This window comes from Desertimonas flava (assembly GCF_003426815.1).
Lineage (GTDB): Bacteria > Actinomycetota > Acidimicrobiia > Acidimicrobiales > Ilumatobacteraceae > Desertimonas > Desertimonas flava.
In genome coordinates this window covers 17,313-37,657 of record NZ_QKYK01000016.1, presented here as the reverse complement: position 1 = coordinate 37,657, position 20,345 = coordinate 17,313, and the positions used below count along the sequence as shown (strand labels likewise).

The window sequence follows — 20,345 nt, the reverse complement described above, 5'->3', positions numbered from 1 at the left end:
ACCTGGCGGCATGGCCGGATCCCTCCCCGAACATCAGGTTTTCCGCCCACCTGTCGTTGGAGCCGACAGCGTCGCGCTACCGGAAGGCCGTCGAAGGGGGAGGACGTGCCCGCCGAGGCAGCGTGAACAGGAGCCACGATCGCGACGGCGCGTGACGACGGGATTACGGGCTTGCGCGATTTGCGTAACGAAACCGAGCGAAACCCACCACCTGTCAGGGCATTCCCTGGCACACTGGTCATACGACGGCTCGTCCCGACGAGTACCTCGTCCGGGGGCGACGTCGTGGGAGCGAGGAGGACTGTGTACACGCTGCTGTTCATCGAGGACGACGACCAGATCCGTCTGGCGTTGTCGCTGGCGCTCGAGGACGAGGGCTACAAGGTGGCGCAGGCGGAGAACGGCGCAGCCGGGCTGCTCGCGTTCGGCGAGGAGGACTTCGACCTGGTCCTGCTCGATCTCCGGCTCCCCGACCTGTCGGGATTCGAGGTGTGCCGGGCGATCCGCTCACGGAGCATCGTGCCGATCATCATGGTCACGGCTCAGACCGACACCCACGACCTCGTCGCCGGCCTCGAGGCCGGGGCTGACGACTACGTCACCAAGCCCATCGTCGCCAAGGAGCTGGCGGCCCGCATCCGTGCGCTGCTGCGCAGGGTGCAGCTCCACGAGCACGTGCAGCCGCGTTCGGTCCGCATCGGTCCCGATCTCGAACTGCGTCGAGAGCAGGGCATCGTGCTCAAGGGCGGCAAGGAGCTCAGCCTCACCAAGACCGAGTTCCGTCTGCTGTGCGAGTTCGCCGACCATCCCGGCTCGGTGCTCTCGCGGGATCAGCTGCTCGAGCGGGTGTGGGGCTACGAGTACCTCGGCGACTCGCGCCTCGTCGACGCCCACGTGCGGCGCCTGCGCGTGAAGATCGAACAGCACCCCGACGAGCCGACGATCATTCTCACCGTGCGAGGGCTCGGCTACCGCCTCGTCGGCTGACCGCACACGAGCGGGTGACCGCTCGGCGTCACTCGAGCTCGACGAGGGCTGCGCCGGTCTCCACCTGGTCGCCCTCGGACACGAACACCGTCACCACCACGCCGTCGGCCGGAGCGGTGAGCCGGTGCTCCATCTTCATCGCCTCGATCACGACGACGGGTTGACCGGCGGTCACGGTGTCGCCGGCGGACACGAGGACACGGCGGATCGCACCGGGCATCGTGGCCACGAGCGATCCCTCGGCACCGCCGATGGACGGCTCCGGGTGCCGCGGGACGACGTCGACCGTGAGGTGGCCCTGGCGCCCGTCGACCCACCGGCGCGGGCCGTCGCCGACCACCGTGAACTGTTCCCTGACACCGTCGCGTTCGACGGTGACGTGGGCGAGACCGTCGGCGTCGATGCCCACGGGCGCCGCCAGGATGACGGGCAGGTGGGACCGGCGGAGGACGAACTCGTCGTCGCCGTCGCGCACCGCGCGGGTCGGCTCGACCGCCCGGTTGTTGCGCCACCCGGGCGGAATCGTCGGCATCACCGTTGCCGCGCTCCTGGCGATGGCCTCGTCGGCGAACCACACGACCGCGCCCGCGACCTCACGGTCGAGGCGGCGTGGCGTCGCACACGGGTCGGCGTCGAGGAACCCGGTGTGGGTCCGCCCGGCCCGGAACTCCGGGTGGTCGAGCACGTTGACGAGCTGGTCACGGTTGGTGGCGACACCGGCGACACGAGCGGAGGTCAGGGCGGCGCGTAGCGATCGGATGGCGGCGGCGCGGGTCGGCCCGTGGGCGATCACCTTGGCGACCATCGAGTCGTAGAACGGCGAGACGACCGATCCCGTGGCCACCCCGGCGTCCACGCGCACGTCCCCGTCGCCGCCGACGTCGAACCGCACCAGCCGGCCCGTCGACGGCAGATAGCCGGCAGCCGGATCCTCGGCGGTGAGGCGGGCTTCGATCGCATGGCCGGTGAGCGCGGGGAACTCGGCCTCCGGCGGGAGCGGCTCGCCCTCGGCGACGCGGATCTGCAGCTCGACCAGGTCGAGGCCGGTCACCGCCTCGGTGACGGGGTGCTCCACCTGCAGGCGGGTGTTCATCTCGAGGAAGTGGAACTCGCCCGAAGCGTCGTCGACGAGGAACTCGACGGTGCCGGCGCCGACGTACCCGACGGCGCGGGCGGCGTCGACGGCGGCCTTGCTCATCGCGGAACGCAGCGCCTCGTCCACGATGGGCGACGGCGCCTCCTCGATGATCTTCTGGTGCCGGCGCTGGACCGAGCAGTCGCGCTCGAACAGGGCGCTGACGGTTCCGTGGGTGTCGGCGAGCACCTGGATCTCGACGTGGCGGCCGCGTTCCACGTAGCGCTCGAGGAACACCTCGCCGTCGCCGAACGCCGCTGCCGCCTCGCGGCTGGCCGCGGCGATCGCCTCGTCGAGCTCGTCGGCGGTGCGCACGATGCGCATGCCCCGTCCGCCGCCGCCCGCCGACGCCTTCACGAGGAGCGGGAAGTGGGCATCGATGATCTCCACGCCGCCACCGACTCGGATCTCGGGGAGGACGGGAACGCCGGACTGCCGCATCAGGTCCTTGGCGGCGATCTTCGAGCCCATCGCGGCGATCGCCGGGGGCGGAGGGCCGATCCACGTGAGCCCGGCGGCTTCGACCGCGGCGGCGAAGTCAGCGGACTCGGCGAGGAAGCCGTAGCCGGGGTGGACGGCGTCGGCGCCCGTGCGAGCCGCGGCGTCGAGGAGGAGATCGGCGCGCAGGTACGTGTCGGCAGGGGCGTTGCCGGGCAGGCGCACGGCGTGGTCGCACGCGGCGGCGTGGAGCGCGTCGGCATCGGCGTCGCTGAACACGGCCACCGTCTCGATGCCGAGGCGTCGGCACGTTCGGGCGATCCGGCAGGCGATCTCGCCCCGATTGGCGATGAGCAGGGTCTGGATCACGTTCATCCTCACATCCGAAACACGCCGAAGCCGGAGGTGCCCTGGACGACGTTGTTGTGGATGGCGGAGAGGCAGATGCCGAGCACGGTGCGAGTGTCGCGGGGGTCGATGATGCCGTCGTCGTAGAGCCGGCCGGTCATGAACAGGGCGAGCGACTCGCGCTCGATCTGGTCCTCGACCATCGCCCGCATCGCCGCGTCGGCCTCCTCGTCGAACGGCCGGCCCATCGACTCGGCCGACGCCCTGGCCACGATCGACAGCACGCCGGCGAGCTGCTGGGGCCCCATCACGGCCGTCTTGGCATTGGGCCAGGTGAACAGGAACCGTGGGCCGTACCCGCGCCCGCACATGCCGTAGTTGCCGGCGCCGTAGCTGGCCGCCATGTTCACGGTGAGGTGAGGCACGGTGGAGTTGCTCACGGCGTTGATCATCTTGGAGCCGTCCTTGATGATGCCGCGCTGCTCGTACTCCTTGCCGACCATGTAGCCCGTGGTGTTCTGGAGGAACACCAGCGGCGTGTCGGTCTGGTTGGCGAGCTGGATGAACTGGGCCGCCTTGTTCGACTCCTCGCTGAACAGCACGCCGTGGTGGTTGGCGAGCACACCGACCGGGTAGCCGTGGATCTCGGCGAAGCCGGTGACGAGGGAGGGTCCGAAGCGCGGCTTGAACTCGTCGAAGTCGCTGTCGTCGACCAGGCGGGCGAGCACGTCGCGAGGATCGAACGGCTGGCGGAGATCGGCCGACACGATGCCGAGCAACTCCTCGTGGTCGTACCGGGGCGGCAGGGCGGGTCCGCGCGGCCCGGGGCCGAGTTTGCGGTGGTTGAGGCGCCGGACGATCTGCCGGCCGAGACGTAACGCGTCGGCCTCGTCGACGGCGAAGTAGTCGGCCAGGCCCGACACCCGCGAGTGCATGTCGGCGCCGCCGAGGCTCTCCTCGCCGCTCTCCTCGCCGGTCGCCATCTTGACGAGTGGCGGTCCGCCGAGGAACACCTTGGAACGCCCGTCGATCATGACGACGTAGTCGCTCATGCCCGGCACGTAGGCGCCGCCGGCGGTGGAGTTGCCGAACACGAGGGCGATCGTCGGGATGCCGGCCGCCGAGAGGGCGGTGATGTCGTGGAAGCTCTGTCCGCCGGGGATGAAGATCTCCGCCTGGTGGGGGAGGTCGGCGCCACCCGACTCGACGAGGTTGACCAGCGGCATCCGGTTCGCGCGAGAGATCTCCATCGCCCGCAGGTTCTTGCGCACGGTGGAGGTCGTGCTCGTCCCGCCGCGAACGGTCGGATCGTTGGCGACGATGACGCACTCGACGCCCTCGATGACGCCGACGCCGGTGAACATGCCGGCACCGACGGGGAAGTCGGTGCCCCAGGCGGCGAGTGGCGACAGCTCGAGCAGCGGCGAACCTTCGTCGACGAGGAGCTCGACGCGCTCGCGGGCGAGCAGCTTGCCTCGCTTGCGGTGGCGTTCGACGTACTTGTCCCCACCGCCGTTGTTCACCAGGGCCAGTTGGCGGTCGTGCTCGGCGAGCTGTTCCAGCAGGCTCGCCCGGTTGGCCTGGAAGGTGTCGCTGCGGACGTCGACATTGCTGGTGAGCACCGGCACGACGGGGAACCTACATCAGCGCAGTCCGCGGCTCGTCGGCGGAGCGATCTGGGGCGGGATCGTGACGATTTCCGTCACGATCGGGCCCTCGATCGTCGGATGGCACGGTCCAGCCCCGGATTCTTCGGGCGCGGGACGTGGGCGTGGCGTTCAGATGTCGAACGACACGCCTTGGGCCAGCGGGAGGTCGCGGCTGTAGTTCACGGTGTTGGTGGCGCGGCGCATGTACGACTTCCACGCGTCGGAACCCGACTCGCGGCCACCGCCGGTCTCCTTCTCGCCGCCGAACGCCCCGCCGATCTCGGCGCCGGAGGGCCCGATGTTGACGTTGGCGATGCCGCAGTCGGAGCCGTTGGCGGCCATGAAGCGCTCGGCCTCACGGATGTCGTTGGTGAAGATGCTCGACGCCAGGCCTTGGGGCACGTCGTTGTGGATGGACACCGCCTCGTCGAGTTCGTCGTAGGTCATCACGTAGAGCAGCGGCCCGAACGTCTCGGTGCGCACGATGTCGGTCTGGGCGGGCATCGACATGATCGCCGGGGCGACGTAGTAGGCGTCGCTGGCGGCATCGGCCAGCACACGGTCGCCACCGACGACGAGTTCGCCGCCTTGCTGGTTCGCCGCGTCGATCGCCGAGGCGACGTTGGCGAACGCCTGGGCGTCGATCAGCGGACCGACCAGCGTGCCGTCGGCCAGCGGGTCGCCGATGGGCACGCTGCGGTAGGCGGCGGCCAGGCGGTCGACGAGCTCGTCGCGCACCGACCGGTGGGCGATCAGGCGGCGGAGACTGGTGCACCGCTGCCCGGCTGTACCGACCGCCGAGAAGGCGATGCCGCGCACGGCGAGGTCGAGGTCGGCCGTGGGAGCGATGATCGCCGCGTTGTTGCCGCCGAGCTCGAGGATCAGGCGTCCGAAGCGTCCGGCCACCACCGGGGCGACGGCGCGGCCCATACGGGTCGACCCGGTGGCCGACACGATGGCCACGTCCGGGTGCGCGACGAGCGCGGCGCCGATGTCGGCGCCGCCGTACAGCACCTGATTCAGCGCGGCGGGTGCTCCGACGTCGGCTGCCGCCCGCTGGAACAGGGCGTTGCAGGCCATCGCCGTGAGCGGGGTCTTGTCCGACGGCTTCCAGATCACGGGGTCGCCGGCCACGAGGGCGAGAGCGGCGTTCCACGACCACACGGCCACGGGGAAGTTGAACGCAGTGATGACCGCGCAGGGGCCCATCGGGTGCCACGTCTCCATCAGGCGGTGGCCGGGGCGTTCGCTGGCGATGGTGAGACCGTGCAGCTGGCGCGACAGCCCGACGGCGAAGTCGCAGATGTCGATCATCTCCTGGACCTCGCCGAGCCCTTCGGAGCGGATCTTGCCGGCCTCGATCGACACCAAGGCGCCGAGATCGTCCTTGTGCTCCCGCAGCAGCTCGCCGAGGCGACGCACGAGGTTGCCGCGGACGGGGGCCGGCGTCGTGCGCCAGGCGAGGAACGCCTCGTGGGCCGCGGCCACGGTCTTGTCGACGTCGCCGACGGCGCCACCGGCACCGAGCGAGCCGCCGGTGATCGGAGTCCGCGACGGGAGATCGCCCGACCGCGACGTGACGCCGATGCCGGCGAAGGTCGCGTCGACGCGTGAGATGAGTTCATCGTGCGAGGGCAGCGTCATGACGACGTCCTTTCCAGAGAGTTCAGCGAGAGCTGGCGGTAACAGATGGTGCCAGGCACCATCTGTTACCGCGTCAGTCGTTCAGCGCGTCGCGGATGATGGCGACGGCCGTGTCGGCCTGGTCGATCGTGACGACGAGCGGGGGAGCGAGGCGCAGCGTGCGCTCGCCGCAGGTGAGCGTGAGCAGACCGCGCCGGAACGCCGCCTCCTGGAGCGCCTCGGCGGCGTCGTGGTCGGGCAGGTCGATGCCGATCATCAGACCGCGGCCGCGGACCTGGGTGATCTTGGGCTGCTCGGCGGCGAGCGACTCGAGCGCAGCGAGGAGGTGGGCGCCGACGGTGCGGGCGTTGTCGGCGAGCTCGCGCTCGACGAGGTCGATGGTGGCGACGGCCGCGGCGCAGGCGACGGGGTTGCCGCCGAACGTCGAGCCGTGGCCACCCGGCTCCCAGTCCATCAGCTCGGCCTTGGCGATGATGCCGGCCAGCGGTAGGCCGCTGGCGAGGCCCTTGCCGATGCACATGATGTCGGGTTCGATGCCGGGGCCGTCGGCCGGGCGGCAGGCCCACATGGTGCCCGTGCGGCCGATGCCCGACTGCACCTCGTCGACGACGAGGACGATGCCGTGGCGGTCGCAGAGCTCACGGAGCTCGGTGAGCCACTCGGCCGGCGGGACGATGTAGCCGCCCTCGCCCTGCACCGCCTCGACGAAGATCGCCGCCACGTCGGACGCGTCGGTGAGCTTGGTGAACAGCACCTGCTCGATGTAGTCGGCGCCGGTGAGGGCATCGGGGTTGTACGGATCCCAGTAGGGAGCGTGGAAGCTGCCGGGCACGGTGATCCCGAAGCCGGCGCGCTGGCGGACCTTGCTGGCGGTGAGCGACAGGCTGCCGAGCGAGCGTCCATGGAAGCCCCCGAGGAAGGCGATGACGTTGGGCCGGCCGGTGCGATGGCGGGCGAGCTTCAGGGCGGCCTCGACGGCCTCGGTGCCCGAGTTGCACAGGAACGACTTGGTGGGGCCCGACATCGGGGCGATCTCGGCGAGCTTGACCGACAGGTCGGCATACGACGGGAGGTAGAAGTCGCTCGAGCAGTAGTGCAGGATGTCGTCGACCTGAGCGTGGATGGCGGCGTTGACCTCGGGGTGGCCGTGCCCGGCGGCGACGACGGCGATGCCGGCGTTGAAGTCCAAGAAGCGGTTGCCGTCGACGTCCTCGATGACGAGTCCGCGGCCGCGCTTGGCGACCAGCGGGTAGAGGCGGGTGAGCGACGGACTCGTGACAGCGTCGTCGCGGGCGATGATCTCGGCCGCGATCGGCCCGGGCAGCTCGGTGCGCAGCGCGGGCGCGGGGGAGTCGGCCGTGAGCTCGGCAGCGGGGTCGATGGCCGGCGTCGGTACGCGGTCGGTGATCGTCATGAGTGCCTCCGTTCCAGACTGTCGGGTCACTGTAACATCTGTTCCATGACGTCGGTTGCTGGGCCGTCGGTTGCTGGCAGGATGCCCCTCGTGCCGATGACGCGACCCGACGATCTGGTGGACGCCGAACTGCCGCTGCTCGACGCCCTGGCCGGGCTCGACGCCGGTTCCGGCGGCGGCGACCCCGATCGGCCGTTGGCGCCGGGCTCCGACCTCACCGGACGCCGTCTCGACGTGCTCCTCGACGCCCAGCTCGCCAGCCGCAACCTCGACCACGCAGCGCGTTGGCTCCGCGGCCGAGGACTCGGCTTCTACACGATCGGGTCGTCGGGCCACGAGGGCAACGCGCTGGTGGCTGCCGCCCTGCGACCTGACGACCCGGCCCTGTTGCACTACCGCTCGGGTGGGTTCTATCTGGCCCGGTCCCAGCAGGTCCCGGGCCACGACGGCGTCGACGACATCTTGCGCGGGCTCCTCGCTGCCGCCGACGAGCCCATCGCCGGGGGCCGTCACAAGGTGTTCGGCCACCATGACCTGGCCGTCATCCCGCAGACGTCCACCATCGCCTCGCACCTCCCGCGCGCCGTCGGGGTGGCCTACGCCATCGGACGCGAACGTCGTGACGGCTCGCCGGCGGGCCGAGTGTCGCACGAGTGGGAGGCCGACGCCGTCGCCGTGTGCACGTTCGGCGACGCCTCGCTCAACCACTCCACCACGCAGGGCGCACTCAACGCCGCCGGCTACTTCAGCCATCGTGGCAGCCCACTGCCGCTCCTGTTCGTCTGCGAGGACAACGGGCTCGGCATCAGCGTTCCCAGCCCCGACGGTTGGGTGGGCGCGTCGTTGCGATCGCGGGCCGGGCTGCGCTACGAGTTCGCCGACAGCTGCGATCCGGTCGCCCTCTTCGACACCGCCGAGGATCTCGCCGACTACGTGAGGTCCACGGGGCGCCCGGCCGTCCTCCACATGCGTTGCGTACGGTTCGGCGGCCATGCCGGCACCGACGTCGAGTCCTCGTATCGCTCGGCCACCGAGATCCGCGCCGACCTCGCGGCCGACCCGATCGTGGCCACCGCCCGCGCCTTGGTCGGCGCCGGTCTGGCCAGCGCGGGCGAGATGGTCGACCGCGCCCTCGCGTCCCGAGCGGTGGTCAGGGCCCACGCCGAGTCGCTCGTCGGCGTCGAACGCCTCTCCAGTGCGGCCGAGGTGATGGCGCCGCTGGCGCCGCGCCGCCCTGACGCGGTCCGCGCTCGGGTCGCGTCGCTGGCCGTGGCCACGGGGGGCGGTGCCGCCCCAGCCGACGGGCTGACGCTCGCTGAGTCGATCAACCGCACGCTCGGTGAGCTGCTCGCCGCCGACCGCGGCACGCTCGTGTTCGGCGAGGACGTCGGCGTGAAGGGCGGTGTGTACGGCGTGACACGCGGGCTGCAACGGGTAGCCGGACCCGATCGGGTCTTCGACACGCTGCTCGACGAGCAGACGATCCTCGGTCTGGCGCTCGGCGCCGCCGTCTCGGGATTGCTCCCGATCCCCGAGATCCAGTACCTGGCGTACGTCCACAACGCCATCGACCAGCTGCGCGGCGAGGCGGCCACGCTGTCGTTCTTCTCGCGCGGCCAGTACACGAACGGGATGGTCGTCCGCATCGCCGGCTACGCCTACCAGAAGGGCTTCGGCGGGCACTTCCACAACGACAACTCGCTGGGCGGCTTGCGTGATCTGCCAGGCGTGGTCGTCGCTTCGCCGGCCACGGGTGCCGACGCCTCGGCGATGCTCCGGACGTGTGCTGCCGCCGCGCGGGCCGACGGAACCGTGTCGGTGTTCCTCGAGCCGATCGCCCTCTACCACACGCGCGACCTGCACGCCGCCGGCGACAGCGGTTGGATCTCACCGCCCACCGCCCCCGACGGTTGGGAGTCGGGGCACGTGGCGATCGGCGCCGGTCGGGTCGCCCGCGACGCGCCGGGCGCCGAGGTGCTGATCGTCACGTGGGCCAACGGGCTCCACCTGTCGCTACGGGCGGCGGAACGGCTGCAGCGGGAGGGCATCGGGTGTCGCGTGTACGACCTGCGCTGGCTCGTCCCGATGCCCATCGACGACGTCCTCGCCCACGCCGATGCGGTCGGCCGGGTCGTCGTCGTCGACGAGACCCGACACCAGGGTGGCGTGGGCGAGGCGATCGTGAGCGGGCTGGTGGAGCGGGGCTATCGCGGTCCGCTGACGCGGGTGGCCGCGCACGACTCGTTCGTGCCGCTCGGCGATGCCGCCAACCTCGTGCTGGTGTCGGAGGACGACATCGCCGACGCCGTGCGCCGGATCAGCCGCAGCTGATCCGGCGCCGAACCGGCCTCAGACCGGGAAGAGAGCCCCGGCGGTCAGCATTCGCACGGCGTGAGCGTACGGAGTCGCCGAGCCGAGCTCGACGACCAGCACCGTGCCGTCCGTCGTGATCGTCGCGTCAGGGAACACGTCGGCGATCGGCCTCTGAGTCATCGCGTCGGTGCCCTCGGCCAGCCAGGTGGCGGCGATGTCGGCGTTCGCGGTGGCGCTCGCCGCATCGAAGTGCACCACGACGATCGACGTGTGGTACTCGCCGTCCACGAGCGTTTCGACGACGGTCGACGACGCGTACGGCAGGAACCGGGTCGCCGACTCGACCGCCTCGGCGACGTCATCCGCGTCCCCCGACAGCGGCGGCATGTAGGTCGCCATCGCGGTGGAGCCGAGCGCCTGAACGACATCGGCATCCCCGACGACCTCGACCACGGGAGCGAAGGGCCCTTCGTCGGCGACCGAGGGGTCCGTGCCTCCGATCGCGCGGATCGTGGCTTCGGCGTCCTCGGCGGTGAGGGTGCGTACGGCGGTCGCGGGCGCGTCGCCGACCACGGCCAGGGCGCCGCCCTGGCCGAGCTGGCGCATCGGCGAACGGCGACTGATGTCCTGGGCCATCGGGTCGTCGCCCCAGGTCCAGTACGGGCCCGTCTCGGACTCGACGGCGTTGAGGTCCGCCGACCACAGCGGGTCGGTCGTCACGGCGTCGGCGATGGCGGTTGCCGGAACGGTCGTGTCGGCCACGATCACGCGGTACGGGGGCGCCACAAGGGCTGCCTCGCGATCGATCTCGAACATCGAGAACCCGACCTCGGCGCGAGCGTCGTCGACTTGGGCTGCCCACGCGCCGAACATCTCGCCCGGTTGCGTGAACGTCTCGATGTCGCCGGTACGTCCGAGGGCGTCGAGGCGCTCGGCGGGGTCGGTCCCGACGCCGAGTCGCTCCCACGCCAGACTCATGTCGACGTAGGTGAGCATGACGCTGTCGTTGGCGAGGAACGACGCCGGCAGCTGGTCGAGCTTGGCGGCGAACACGGAGCCGGCGGACGGGACGGTGGGCGCCGAGGCGCTCACCAACGTCGGCGCGACGAGGACAGCGGGGAGGGCGGCGGCGAGGGAGAGTACGCGTTTCATGACCACGGCAAGCTAGGACGTCGAGCCCCGACGTGAAGTTCTTTGCTGCGCGGTGACGTCAGTCGCCGGTGATCTCGCGGAGGAACGCCTCGACGTCGGCCCGGTGACGGGTCCTGCGCATGGGCGGCAGGGCGTTGACGATGTCCCAGCGGTAGCGGGCCGTGCCCAGGCGGCGGTCGAGGACGGCGACCACGCCACGATCGGTCGCCGTGCGGATCAGCCGGCCGGCAGCCTGGGCGAGCATCATCGATGCCCTGGGGATGTCGATCTGGGAGAACGCCGCCGGACCCAGCAGCTCGCGCCGCGCCGACAGCAGCGGATCGTCGGGGCGGGGGAACGGGAGGCGGTCGATCACCACCTGGATGAGTGTGGAGCCGGGAACGTCGACACCCTGGAAGAACCCCGCCGTGGCGAACAGGCACGTGGCCTCGTCGGCGGCGAACGCCTTCACCAGCGCCGGCTTCGGGAGGTCGCGCTGGGTGAGGATCGGCACGTCCACCCGATCCTTCAGCGCCTGGGCCGCGGCGTCCATCGCCTTCCAGCTGGTGAACAGGGCGAGCGTCCTCCCGCCGGCCGCCGTGATGAGCGCGGCGAGCTCTTCGTGCACTGCGTCGCGATACCTTGCGTCGCGCGGGTCGGGCATCGTCACCGGGCAGTACAGGAGGCCGTGGGCCGGGTAGTCGAAGGGGCTCCCGACGTCGGCTTCGTCCACCGATCCGGGCGGGAGGCCGACTCGGACGGCGAGCCCCGTCGGGATCGTTGCGCTGGTGAGGATCGCTGTGCGCTGGTTCCACACCCCGTCACGCAGCGCCGGGCCGACGTCGAGCGGCGCCAGCTCGAGGCGCGGGTGTTCGGCGGTGCCGGAGACGAAGTCGACGAACTGATCCCGTGCCGGGACCGCAGCGGACTCGGCGGTGCCGAGGGCGATGTCGATGCCCTCGATCGAACGTCCGAGCATCAGCTGGGCGCGGAGGCGCTGCTGCTTGGCGTCGTCCGTGGCCGGGGTGATCGCCGTGACCGCCTTGTGGGCGGCGTCGAGGCGGCCACGGGCATCGACCAGCACCTCGTTGATCTCGACCGGGTACGGCAGGCGGAGCCGCTGTCCGGCGTACGGTGCGATGGCGGAGCGCAGCTTGTCGCTGATGTCGAGCACGCCGGCGACGATCGCCGGATCGGCGAGGATCCGGCGGACGGCCGCCCCGACCGTGACGAAGCGCCCCGGTGCGATCTGCACACCGACCGTGTCGCTCATGATGTCCTCGAGGCCGTGGGCCTCGTCGAACACCACCACGTCGTGCTCGGGGAGGATCGCTCCTTCGCTGGCGACATCGAGACCGTAGAGATAGGTGTTGACGACGACCACGTCGGCGGCCTGGGCGCGCCGCCGGGCGCCCTCGGCGTAGCACGACTCCCCGAGCGGGCAGCGGTCCCGGCCGGGGCACTCGTCGCTGCCGACGGTGATCGCCCGCGTCGTGGCCTCGCTCGGGGCGAAGGGCAGATCGGCGAGGTCGCCGGTGTCGGTGGTGGCCATCCACGCCGTGATCCGCTTCAGTTCAGCTCGGGCCCGCTGCGACATGTCGCCCAGCTCGAGCTGTGTCTGGGCGGCATCGTCGACGGCGCTCAGCTCGCGGATCCGCTGGAGGCAGACGTAGTTGCTGCGGCCCTTGAGCACGGCGAACTCGAAGTCGCCCGGCAGGGCCTCGGTGAGGAACGGCAGATCCTTGGCCCCGAGCTGGTCCTGGAGCGCCTTGGTGGCTGTGGCCACCACGACGCGCCGGCCGGCCTCGATCGCCGGGACGAGATAGGCCAGCGTCTTGCCCGTGCCGGTGCCGGCCTGCACGATGAGGTGGCGGCCGTCGGCGATCGCCGAAGCCACCAGCGACGCCATCTCACGCTGGCCCGGCCGGTCCTCGGCCCCGGGAAGGGCCGCGGTGACGACGTCGAAGGCGCTGGTCACCGCGTGGGCGCGGTCCCGTGCGCGGGAACCAGCGCCAGCGCCGCGTCGAGCTCGGCCTCGTCGAACTCGGGCCAGGTCTTGTCGGTGAAGTACACGGGGGAGCCCGTCGACTGCCAGAGCAGGAAGTTGGAGAGCCGGCCCTCGCCGCTCGTGCGCACCAGCACGTCGACCGGCGGAAGTTCCGGGAGGTAGAGCGACTCGGAGATGTGGTCCGGCGTGATCGACCGACCTTCGGCCCGCAGGTGATTGACGGCGTCGACCAGTTCGGCCTTGGCGCCGTAGTCGAAGGCCACGGTGAGCAGCATCCCGGTGTTGCGACGGGTGTCGGCGATCGCCTTGCGGATCGCCCGCTGCACGAGGGCGGGGGTGCGGGCAGACTTCGAATCGAACGGCCGGCCGATCCACTGGACGCGGACGTTGAGCTCGTTGAGCTCGGCGACGCGGCCGAACAGCTTCTTGTGCAGCCCGACGATGTGGCGCACCTCCGATCGGGGCCGCACCCAGTTCTCGGTCGAGAAGCCGAACACGGTGAGCCAGCCGATGTCGCGTTTCACCGCCACCCGCACCAGCCTGGCGAGGTTCTCCTCGCCCTCGGTGTGCCCAGCCGTACGCGGCTCACCACGACGTTCCGCCCAGCGGCCGTTGCCGTCCATGATGCAACCCACGTGAATGCTCACCGGAATCGAGGATACGCGTGTGAGAATGAAGGCGATGGGTACGTCGCTCGACCACGTGATGATCGTCGGCGGCGATGAGGGCGACTGGGAGGCGATGACGCCCGCTCGCTGGGACGATCTGATCGACGAGCTCGGTCGCGGCGTCGCCGAGGCCGGTGGTCGCTGGCTCACGATGCGCCCCTACGGTGCCCCGTCGGGTGGACCGGGCACCCGCTGGACCCGGGAGGTCGGCCACGATCTGGTGGCCATCGTCGACTCCACCGCGGACGGTCGGGTGGCCTTCGCCTCGGCGGTGGCCCGCATCCCCGGTGGTGGCGAGGTCGACGAGAAGCGCGTTGCCGAGGCGTTGTACGAACCGGCGGTCGGCGAACCCGACCTCATCGTGATCCTCGGCCCGGCCGACCATCTGCCGCCCTCGCTGGTGTGGGAGCTGGCCTACGGTGAGCTGGTCTACTCGGCGAGGCCTTTCGAGTCGCTCGACCGTGCTCTGCTCGACGAGGCCCTGCGGGCGTTCGCCCGGCGAGACCGCCGCTTCGGCGGCCTGAGCCCGTCGTGAGCGGCTCCAACCTCTATCGCGACACGGGGGTGGTGCTGCGCACCTACAAGCTCGGTGAGGCCGACCGCATCGTCGTGCTGCTCACCGAGGATCACGGCAAGGTCCGAGCGGTCGCCAAGGGCGTGCGCAAGACGATGTCGAAGTTCGGCGCCCGCCTCGAGCCGATGAGCCACGTCCGGGTGCTGATGTACCGCAGCCGCTCGAACAGTCCCGATGCCCTCGACATCGTCAGCCAGGCCGAGTCGGTGGAGCCGCTGGCCCCGATGCTCGGCTCGCTCGACCGGGCGTCGCAGGGCATCGCCGTGCTCGAGGCGACCGATCAGTTGGCGCTGGACCGCGAGCCCAACCCCCAGCTCTACCGCATGGTGGTCGGCGTGCTGCGGACCATCGGCTCGGGGCGGGCCGGGGCGCTCGTGGTGCCGGCGTTCTACTGGAAGGCGCTGGCGGCGGAGGGCTTCCGCCCCGAGCTCGACGCCTGCATCCGCTGCGGCGAGACCGAGGACCACGGCATCGAGCTTGTGGCCTTCGACGTCAACGAGGGCGGGGTGCTGTGCCGCTCGTGCCGCTCGGGCGGGCCCATCAGCGCCGCCGCCCTTGCACTGCTGCGAGACATCCTCGGCGGCCGCCTCAACGAGGCGCTGGCGGCGCCGGAGTCGCCGGCGACCCACGAGGTCGGCGTCCTGGCCACCCGAGCCGTCGAGCACCACATCGAACGCCGCCTCCGCACCGTCGCCATGTTCGAACGCTGACCGCCGAGTTCCTGTACTGATCTCTCATCACCGGTGAGAAGAGATCAGTACAAGAACTCGGATTTGTGGTCGAAGAGTGCTCGGCGGGCGAGGTAGATCTGCCTGATCTGTCGACCTGCGCCAGGGATGTCGGCACTCATCGACTCATCGAAGTAGGTGACCTGCCAGCCGACCTCTTCGAAGTCACGCTGGCGGGATTGGCTCCGCCGTTGTCCGAGGTCGCCGCCGTGCCACCACGAATGGCCCGGCTCCACCCCGTACCGGATGTCCGGCCACGCGAGATCGAGATGGCGGGGCTCGCCGCTCCTCAGCAGGACCTGGTGCTGGCGCTGAGGCTCTGGCAGGCCGACGCGTCGGATGGCCTCGAGAGCATCCATCTCGAGCCCCGACTGCGACGGGCGCGGCCGCACGCTGGTCCGCTCCAGCCAGGCATCGAGTCCGCTCACGCCCGAGCGGCCCTGCCGGCGCATCCGGGCCAGGTAGTCGGCCGCATCCGGCGGGACGACGAGCCCGAGGTGCCAGGCGTCTTCGGCAGCACGTTCGAAGCGTTCGGCCGACAGGATCCCCGCGAGGTGGTGCAAGGTGCGCAGCGGCGACATCAGCCGCATCCCCGAGGGGTGGGTGACGATGTCACCGGCGAGCATCCACGTCGTCCGTGAGATCCGCAGCCAGGGGCGGCGGCGACACCTGGCAGCGGTTGAGGACGGCCACGTAGATCCGCCCCTTGGACATGTACCGCATGCCGTGGATCGCTGCTGCCGTCGACCCGGCGAGGAACGACCGTGGCCCGCACTGCAGGCAGGCCGTCATCGCCCGAGCCTCGAAGCCGAAGGGGTAGCCCGCCAAGCGGACGACCGAGGTGGTCTCGCGCAGGAGCACCCGCTGGTCGATCGCCCGGGAGATCGCGGCCTGGGAGATCCCGAGGTCGCGCAGCTGGCGGGTGGCCGCCACGCCGTACTGACGGCCGAACAACTCGAGTGCTTCCGGGTGTCCCATCATCACCCACCCAGAGCGTCACCAGCACCGCGATCCGGAAAGGGAAACTTCCTGTACTGATCTCTCCTCACCGGTGAGAAGAGATCAGTACAAGAAGTTGGGGGTGGACGGCCCGTAGCCTGGTGGGGCTATGGCTGCGACCGAGTTGGACCAGATCGTCAACCTCTCGAAACGGCGCGGGTTCGTGTTCCCGTCGGCCGAGATCTACGGCGGCTTCCGCAGCACCTACGACTACGGCCCGCTCGGCTCGCTGCTCCTGCGCAACGTCAAGAACGCGTGGATCCGGGCCATGGTGCAAGAGCGCGACGACGTCGTGCTCATCGACGCGGCGATCCTCGGACCGCCGGCCATCTGGGAAGCCAGCGGCCACCTCGCCAACTTCACCGATCCGCTGGTCGACTGCACCAACTGCAAGCAGCGCTACCGCCTCGACAAGCTCGAGGATCCCGACACCTGCCCCAACTGCGGCAAGCACGGCACGTTCACCGAGGCCCGCCAGTTCAACTTGATGTTCAAGACGTTCGCCGGGCCGATCGAGGACTCGGCGGCCGTCGCCTACCTCCGTCCCGAGACGGCGCAGGGCATGTTCGTCAACTTCTCCAACGTGCTGCAGACCAGCCGCAAGAAGCCGCCGTTCGGCATCGCCCAGGTCGGCAAGTCGTTCCGTAACGAGATCACGCCGCAGAACTGGATCTTCCGCACGCGGGAGTTCGAGCAGATGGAGATGCAGTTCTTCGTGCCGCCGGCCGACGGTCCACGCTGGTACGAGTACTGGTGCGCAGAGCGCCTCGACTGGTACGTCCGCCACGGCATCCCCCGCGAGCAGCTGCAGCTGCGCCCGCACGGCCCCGACGAGCTCTCGCACTACTCGGCCGGTACCTCCGACGTCGAGTTCCTGTTCCCGTGGGGCTTCGACGAGCTCGAGGGCATCGCCCAGCGCACCGACTACGACCTGAAGGCGCACAGCGCGGCGTCGGGGGAGAAGCTCGACTACTTCGATCCGCAGACCAACGAGCGCTACACGCCGTACGTCGTCGAGCCGGCGGCCGGTGCCACGCGCACCATGGCGGCGTTCATGCTGGCGGCCTACGACGTCGACGAGGTCGGCGGCGAGGAGCGCACTGTCATGCGGTTCCATCCTCGCCTCGCCCCGTACTCGGTGGCCGTGCTGCCGCTGTCGAAGAAGGACACGCTCACGCCGCTCGCCCACGAGGTGCGCAAGGCGCTCGCCGAGCGCTACATGGTCGACTACGACGAGACCCAGGCCATCGGTCGCCGCTACCGCCGCCAGGACGAGATCGGCACGCCGTTGTGCGTCACGGTCGACTTCGACAGCCTCGAGGACAAGGCCGTCACCATCCGCGACCGCGACACCACCGAACAGGTCCGGGTCCCCATCGCCAACCTCGTCAGCGAGGTCGGCGACCGCCTCGGCTTCTGACGCCGGCCCGCCGATCCCGGCCGGCCGACCGGCGACAGTCCACTAGGGTCCGTCCTGTAACGGTCGTGTTCCAAGACGGGAATTGGAGTCTCTGCGGTGGGTGGCGATGATAGGAAGTCCGGGCCTTGCAGTACCTGACTTCATTCCCGACGGCGGTCTTCACCGTCCTGCTCGTGTTCTGCGTCGCCTGGTGGGTGATGTCGCTGCTGTTCAGCGCCGCCGACTTCGGTACCGACTCCGGTGACGGCGGTGGTGACGGCGACGGCATCGGCGACCAGATCGGGCGGGTCCTCGGCAGCGGGCCGGTCCCGATCCCACTGGCGGTCACGATCCTCGCCTTTGCCATGTGGGCGTCGTCGCTCGTGCTGCAAGCGATCGTCGCTGACGACGACTCACCTCGCCTCGGCGTGGGCATCGCCCTGCTCGTCATCGCCGTCGCCGTCGCCGTCGGCCTCGTCGTCGTGCGCCAGGCGGCCAAGCCGCTGCGCCGTCTGTTCCACACAGAGGCGGCGCCGAGCCGCCGTGACGCCGTGGGCAGCATCTGCAAGATCCGCACCGTGACCGTCGCCGCCGGGGGCCAGGCCGAGATCGTCAACGGCGGATTGCGCGGCAGCCTGATCGCCGTGCGGGCAGCCTCCGGCGGACCGTTCCAGCGAGGGGACCACGCCCTCATCGTCGACTACGACGACGCCGCCAACCGCTACCTCATCGCCGAGATCGACGAGGAGTTCGTTCCCGGCACCTGACCGACCGGCGAACCGAACCCCACGACGCCACGTCTGATCGGTGTCGCGGTGAGCCACCGCCCCCGATCCCCGTACCCCGAACAACACGGAGAGCTATCCCATGATCATCGTCCTCATCATCGTGGTGGTGCTGGCGTTCCTCGCCTTCGTCACCGCCTACACGGTGACCCGGCTGTACCGAAAGGTGCAGCAGGGCCAGGCCCTGATCATCTCCAAGGCCAGGAGCATCGACGTCACATTCACCGGCGGGATCATCATCCCGGTCGTCCACAAGGGCGAGTTCATGGACATCGGCGTCAAGGTCGTCGAGGTCGAGAAGATGGGCATGGAAGGATTGATCTGCAAGGACAACATCCGCGCCGACATCCGGGTGAGCTTCTACGTGCGGGTCAACCCGACGGCGGAGGACGTCAAGAAGGTGGCGCAGCTCGTCGGCTGCGAGAGCGCCTCCGACCCCCGCAAGCTCGTCGAGCTGTTCAGCGCCAAGTTCGCCGAGGCCCTCAAGACCGCCGGTAAGCGCATGGACTTCGTCGAGCTGTACGAGCTGCGTGAGCAGTTCCGGACCGGTGTCATCGACGTGATCGGTGACGACCTCAACGGCTACATGCTCGACGACGTCGCCATCGAGTACCTCGAGCAGACCCCGATGGAGCGCCTCGACCCGAACAACGTGCTCGACGCCGAGGGCATCAAGAAGATCACCGACATCACGAGCCGCGAGTCGATCCAGGCCAATGCATTCCGTCGTGAGGCCGAGAAGCAGATCAAGGCCAAGGACGTCGAGACACAGCAAGCCGTCTTCGAGATGGACCGCCAGGAGAAGGCTGCCGAGTATCGGGCCCAGCGCGAGGTGGCCACCAGTAAGGCACGCGAGGAGAGCCTCACCCGCCAGGTCGAGGCCGAGGAGCGGCTGAAGGCCGAGCAAGCCCGGCTCAAGAGCGACGAGCAGGTCGGCGTGCAGAACGAGAACGTCCAGCGCGAGGTCCAGGTCGCGTCGAAGGCTCGCGAACGCGTGCTCGCCGCCGAGGCCGAGAAGGTGGAGAAGGCGCGTCAGCTCGAGATCGTCGCCCGCGAGATCGAGACGCTGAGCGCGAGCAAGGACCTCGAGGCCGAGAAGGCGCGGGTCGCCGAGCTCGCCAAGGCCCGCATCGCCGTGGAGAAGACGGTCGCCGAGCAGGAGGAGAGCGTGAAGACGCTCCGCGTGGTGGAGGAGGCCAATCGTCTGCGGGACGCCGAGGTCATCGCCGCCGGAGCGGCCGCCGAGAGCGAGCTCATCAAGACGATCAAGGAAGCCGATGCCAAGGCCCAGGCCAGCCTGCACATGAGCAAGGAACGGCTGACCCTCGCCGAGGCCGAGCGCCAGGCGGCCGAGATGGAGGCGGCGGGCAAGATCCGCCTCGCCGACGGCATCCGGGCCGAGGCCGCAGCCGAGGGGCTCGCCCAGGTCGAGGTCGAGAAGGCCAACGCCGCGGCGATCGAGCAGAAGGGTCTCGCCGAGGCCCGCGTGATCCAGGCGATGGCCGATGCCGATCTGCAGAGGGGCGAGACGGCGGCCAATGTCGCCCGCCTCGCCGGCGAGGCCGACGGCGCCGCGCTGCAGGCTCGCCTCGCGGGAGAGGCCGCTGGTCTCACCGAGAAGGCGGCGGCGATGAAGGAGCTCGAGGGCGTCGGCAAGGAGTACGACCTCGCGGTGCGTCACATCGACGCTGACGTGCAGGTACGCACGGCGTCGATCGACGCCCAGAAGGAGGCGCAGATCGCGTCGGCTCAGGCGTTGGGCGCGGCGCTCCAGGCGGCCGACATCGACATCGTCGGTGGCACCGACCTCTTCGTCGACCGCATCCTCGGCGCCACGGCGTCGGGTAAGGCGGTCGGCAGCTTCACCGAGGCCAGCGCAGCGACGCAGGCGATCGCGGCTCCGTACCTCAACGGCGACAGCGACCTGATCGCCACGCTCGCCAGTGCGATCGGTGGGTCGGGAGGCCTCGCCAACCTGTCGTTGGCCAACTTCCTGCACACCCTCGCCGGGAAGATCGGCGGCGCCGACGGCGCGTTGCTCGACGAGCTCGTCGGATCCCTGAAGGACAAGGGCCTCGACAGCATCACGCTCAACTCGCTCTCGAAGTAACGCGAAGGCCCTGCG

16 protein-coding genes are annotated in these 20,345 nt (G+C 70.1%); 7 read left to right on the top strand and 9 right to left on the bottom strand.

Annotation, left to right across the window (positions count from 1 at the left end):
• Nucleotides 1–303: 303 nt before the first annotated feature.
• A complete protein-coding gene (locus tag DN771_RS17645; protein WP_116998873.1) occupies nucleotides 304–987 on the top strand; it encodes a response regulator transcription factor in 684 nt (227 codons plus the stop codon).
• Nucleotides 988–1,015: 28 nt separating this feature from the next.
• Here the strand turns inward: DN771_RS17645 and DN771_RS17640 are convergent, their stop codons facing one another.
• The 4 genes from DN771_RS17640 to DN771_RS17625 all read right to left on the bottom strand — a co-directional run bounded on the left by DN771_RS17640 (nucleotide 1,016) and on the right by DN771_RS17625 (nucleotide 7,615).
• Nucleotides 1,016–2,935 carry an ATP-binding protein gene (locus DN771_RS17640; RefSeq protein ID WP_193615384.1) on the bottom strand — a complete coding sequence of 640 codons (1,920 nt, stop codon included), beginning with the start codon at nucleotides 2,933–2,935 and terminating at the stop codon, nucleotides 1,016–1,018.
• A 2-nt stretch (nucleotides 2,936–2,937) separates the two neighbouring features.
• Nucleotides 2,938–4,536, bottom strand: coding sequence for an acyl-CoA carboxylase subunit beta (locus DN771_RS17635; protein ID WP_116998872.1), 1,599 nt, complete (start codon nucleotides 4,534–4,536; stop codon nucleotides 2,938–2,940).
• Between the two features lie 150 nt (nucleotides 4,537–4,686).
• On the bottom strand, nucleotides 4,687–6,201 hold the full coding sequence (gene amaB / locus DN771_RS17630; RefSeq protein WP_116998871.1) for an L-piperidine-6-carboxylate dehydrogenase: 1,515 nt from the start codon (nucleotides 6,199–6,201) through the stop codon (nucleotides 4,687–4,689).
• Between the two features lie 73 nt (nucleotides 6,202–6,274).
• Entirely contained in the window at nucleotides 6,275–7,615 is a 1,341-nt protein-coding gene (locus tag DN771_RS17625; RefSeq protein WP_116998934.1) for an aminotransferase class III-fold pyridoxal phosphate-dependent enzyme, read from the bottom strand.
• Between the two features lie 96 nt (nucleotides 7,616–7,711).
• Between DN771_RS17625 and DN771_RS17620 the strand changes: the two genes are divergently transcribed.
• Nucleotides 7,712–9,946, top strand: coding sequence for a thiamine pyrophosphate-dependent enzyme (locus tag DN771_RS17620; protein WP_116998870.1), 2,235 nt, complete (start codon nucleotides 7,712–7,714; stop codon nucleotides 9,944–9,946).
• Nucleotides 9,947–9,964: 18 nt separating this feature from the next.
• On the opposite strand, the gene DN771_RS17615 is transcribed toward DN771_RS17620, so the two are convergent.
• Genes DN771_RS17615 through uppS form a run of 3 tightly spaced genes read right to left on the bottom strand, consistent with a single transcriptional unit; the run spans nucleotide 9,965 to nucleotide 13,714 of the window.
• Nucleotides 9,965–11,080: a hypothetical protein gene (locus DN771_RS17615; protein WP_162942075.1), complete on the bottom strand. Its 1,116-nt coding sequence runs from the start codon at nucleotides 11,078–11,080 to the stop codon at nucleotides 9,965–9,967.
• Nucleotides 11,081–11,138: 58 nt separating this feature from the next.
• Nucleotides 11,139–13,037 (bottom strand): ATP-dependent DNA helicase, encoded by a 1,899-nt coding sequence (locus DN771_RS17610; RefSeq protein ID WP_116998868.1) that lies wholly within the window; start codon nucleotides 13,035–13,037, stop codon nucleotides 11,139–11,141.
• Nucleotides 13,034–13,714 carry a polyprenyl diphosphate synthase gene (uppS, locus tag DN771_RS17605; protein WP_162942074.1) on the bottom strand — a complete coding sequence of 227 codons (681 nt, stop codon included), beginning with the start codon at nucleotides 13,712–13,714 and terminating at the stop codon, nucleotides 13,034–13,036. The genes DN771_RS17610 and uppS overlap by 4 nt, the downstream gene beginning before the upstream one ends.
• Nucleotides 13,715–13,748: 34 nt before the next feature.
• Here uppS and DN771_RS17600 point away from each other — a divergent pair, with 34 nt between their 5' ends.
• Nucleotides 13,749–14,270 carry an undecaprenyl diphosphate synthase family protein gene (locus tag DN771_RS17600; RefSeq protein WP_162942073.1) on the top strand — a complete coding sequence of 174 codons (522 nt, stop codon included), beginning with the start codon at nucleotides 13,749–13,751 and terminating at the stop codon, nucleotides 14,268–14,270.
• A complete protein-coding gene (gene recO, locus DN771_RS17595; RefSeq protein ID WP_116998865.1) occupies nucleotides 14,267–15,019 on the top strand; it encodes a DNA repair protein RecO in 753 nt (250 codons plus the stop codon). The genes DN771_RS17600 and recO overlap by 4 nt, the downstream gene beginning before the upstream one ends.
• 44 nt (nucleotides 15,020–15,063) lie before the next feature.
• Here the strand turns inward: recO and DN771_RS17590 are convergent, their stop codons facing one another.
• Nucleotides 15,064–15,663, bottom strand: a complete 600-nt coding sequence (locus DN771_RS17590) for a hypothetical protein (RefSeq protein WP_116998864.1) — start codon at nucleotides 15,661–15,663, stop codon at nucleotides 15,064–15,066.
• On the bottom strand, nucleotides 15,650–16,015 hold the full coding sequence (locus DN771_RS17585; RefSeq protein ID WP_191912153.1) for a type IV toxin-antitoxin system AbiEi family antitoxin domain-containing protein: 366 nt from the start codon (nucleotides 16,013–16,015) through the stop codon (nucleotides 15,650–15,652). The genes DN771_RS17590 and DN771_RS17585 overlap by 14 nt, the downstream gene beginning before the upstream one ends.
• Before the next feature lie 130 nt (nucleotides 16,016–16,145).
• Between DN771_RS17585 and DN771_RS17580 the strand changes: the two genes are divergently transcribed.
• The 3 genes from DN771_RS17580 (at nucleotide 16,146) to DN771_RS17570 (ending at nucleotide 20,330) form a co-directional block, all read left to right on the top strand.
• Complete coding sequence (locus tag DN771_RS17580; RefSeq protein ID WP_116998862.1) at nucleotides 16,146–17,456, top strand: glycine--tRNA ligase; 1,311 nt, start codon at nucleotides 16,146–16,148, stop codon at nucleotides 17,454–17,456.
• A gap of 125 nt (nucleotides 17,457–17,581) precedes the next feature.
• Nucleotides 17,582–18,202: a hypothetical protein gene (locus DN771_RS17575; protein ID WP_116998861.1), complete on the top strand. Its 621-nt coding sequence runs from the start codon at nucleotides 17,582–17,584 to the stop codon at nucleotides 18,200–18,202.
• Nucleotides 18,203–18,302: 100 nt separating this feature from the next.
• Nucleotides 18,303–20,330, top strand: coding sequence for a flotillin family protein (locus DN771_RS17570; protein WP_116998860.1), 2,028 nt, complete (start codon nucleotides 18,303–18,305; stop codon nucleotides 20,328–20,330).
• The last annotated feature ends 15 nt before the right edge of the window (nucleotides 20,331–20,345 follow it).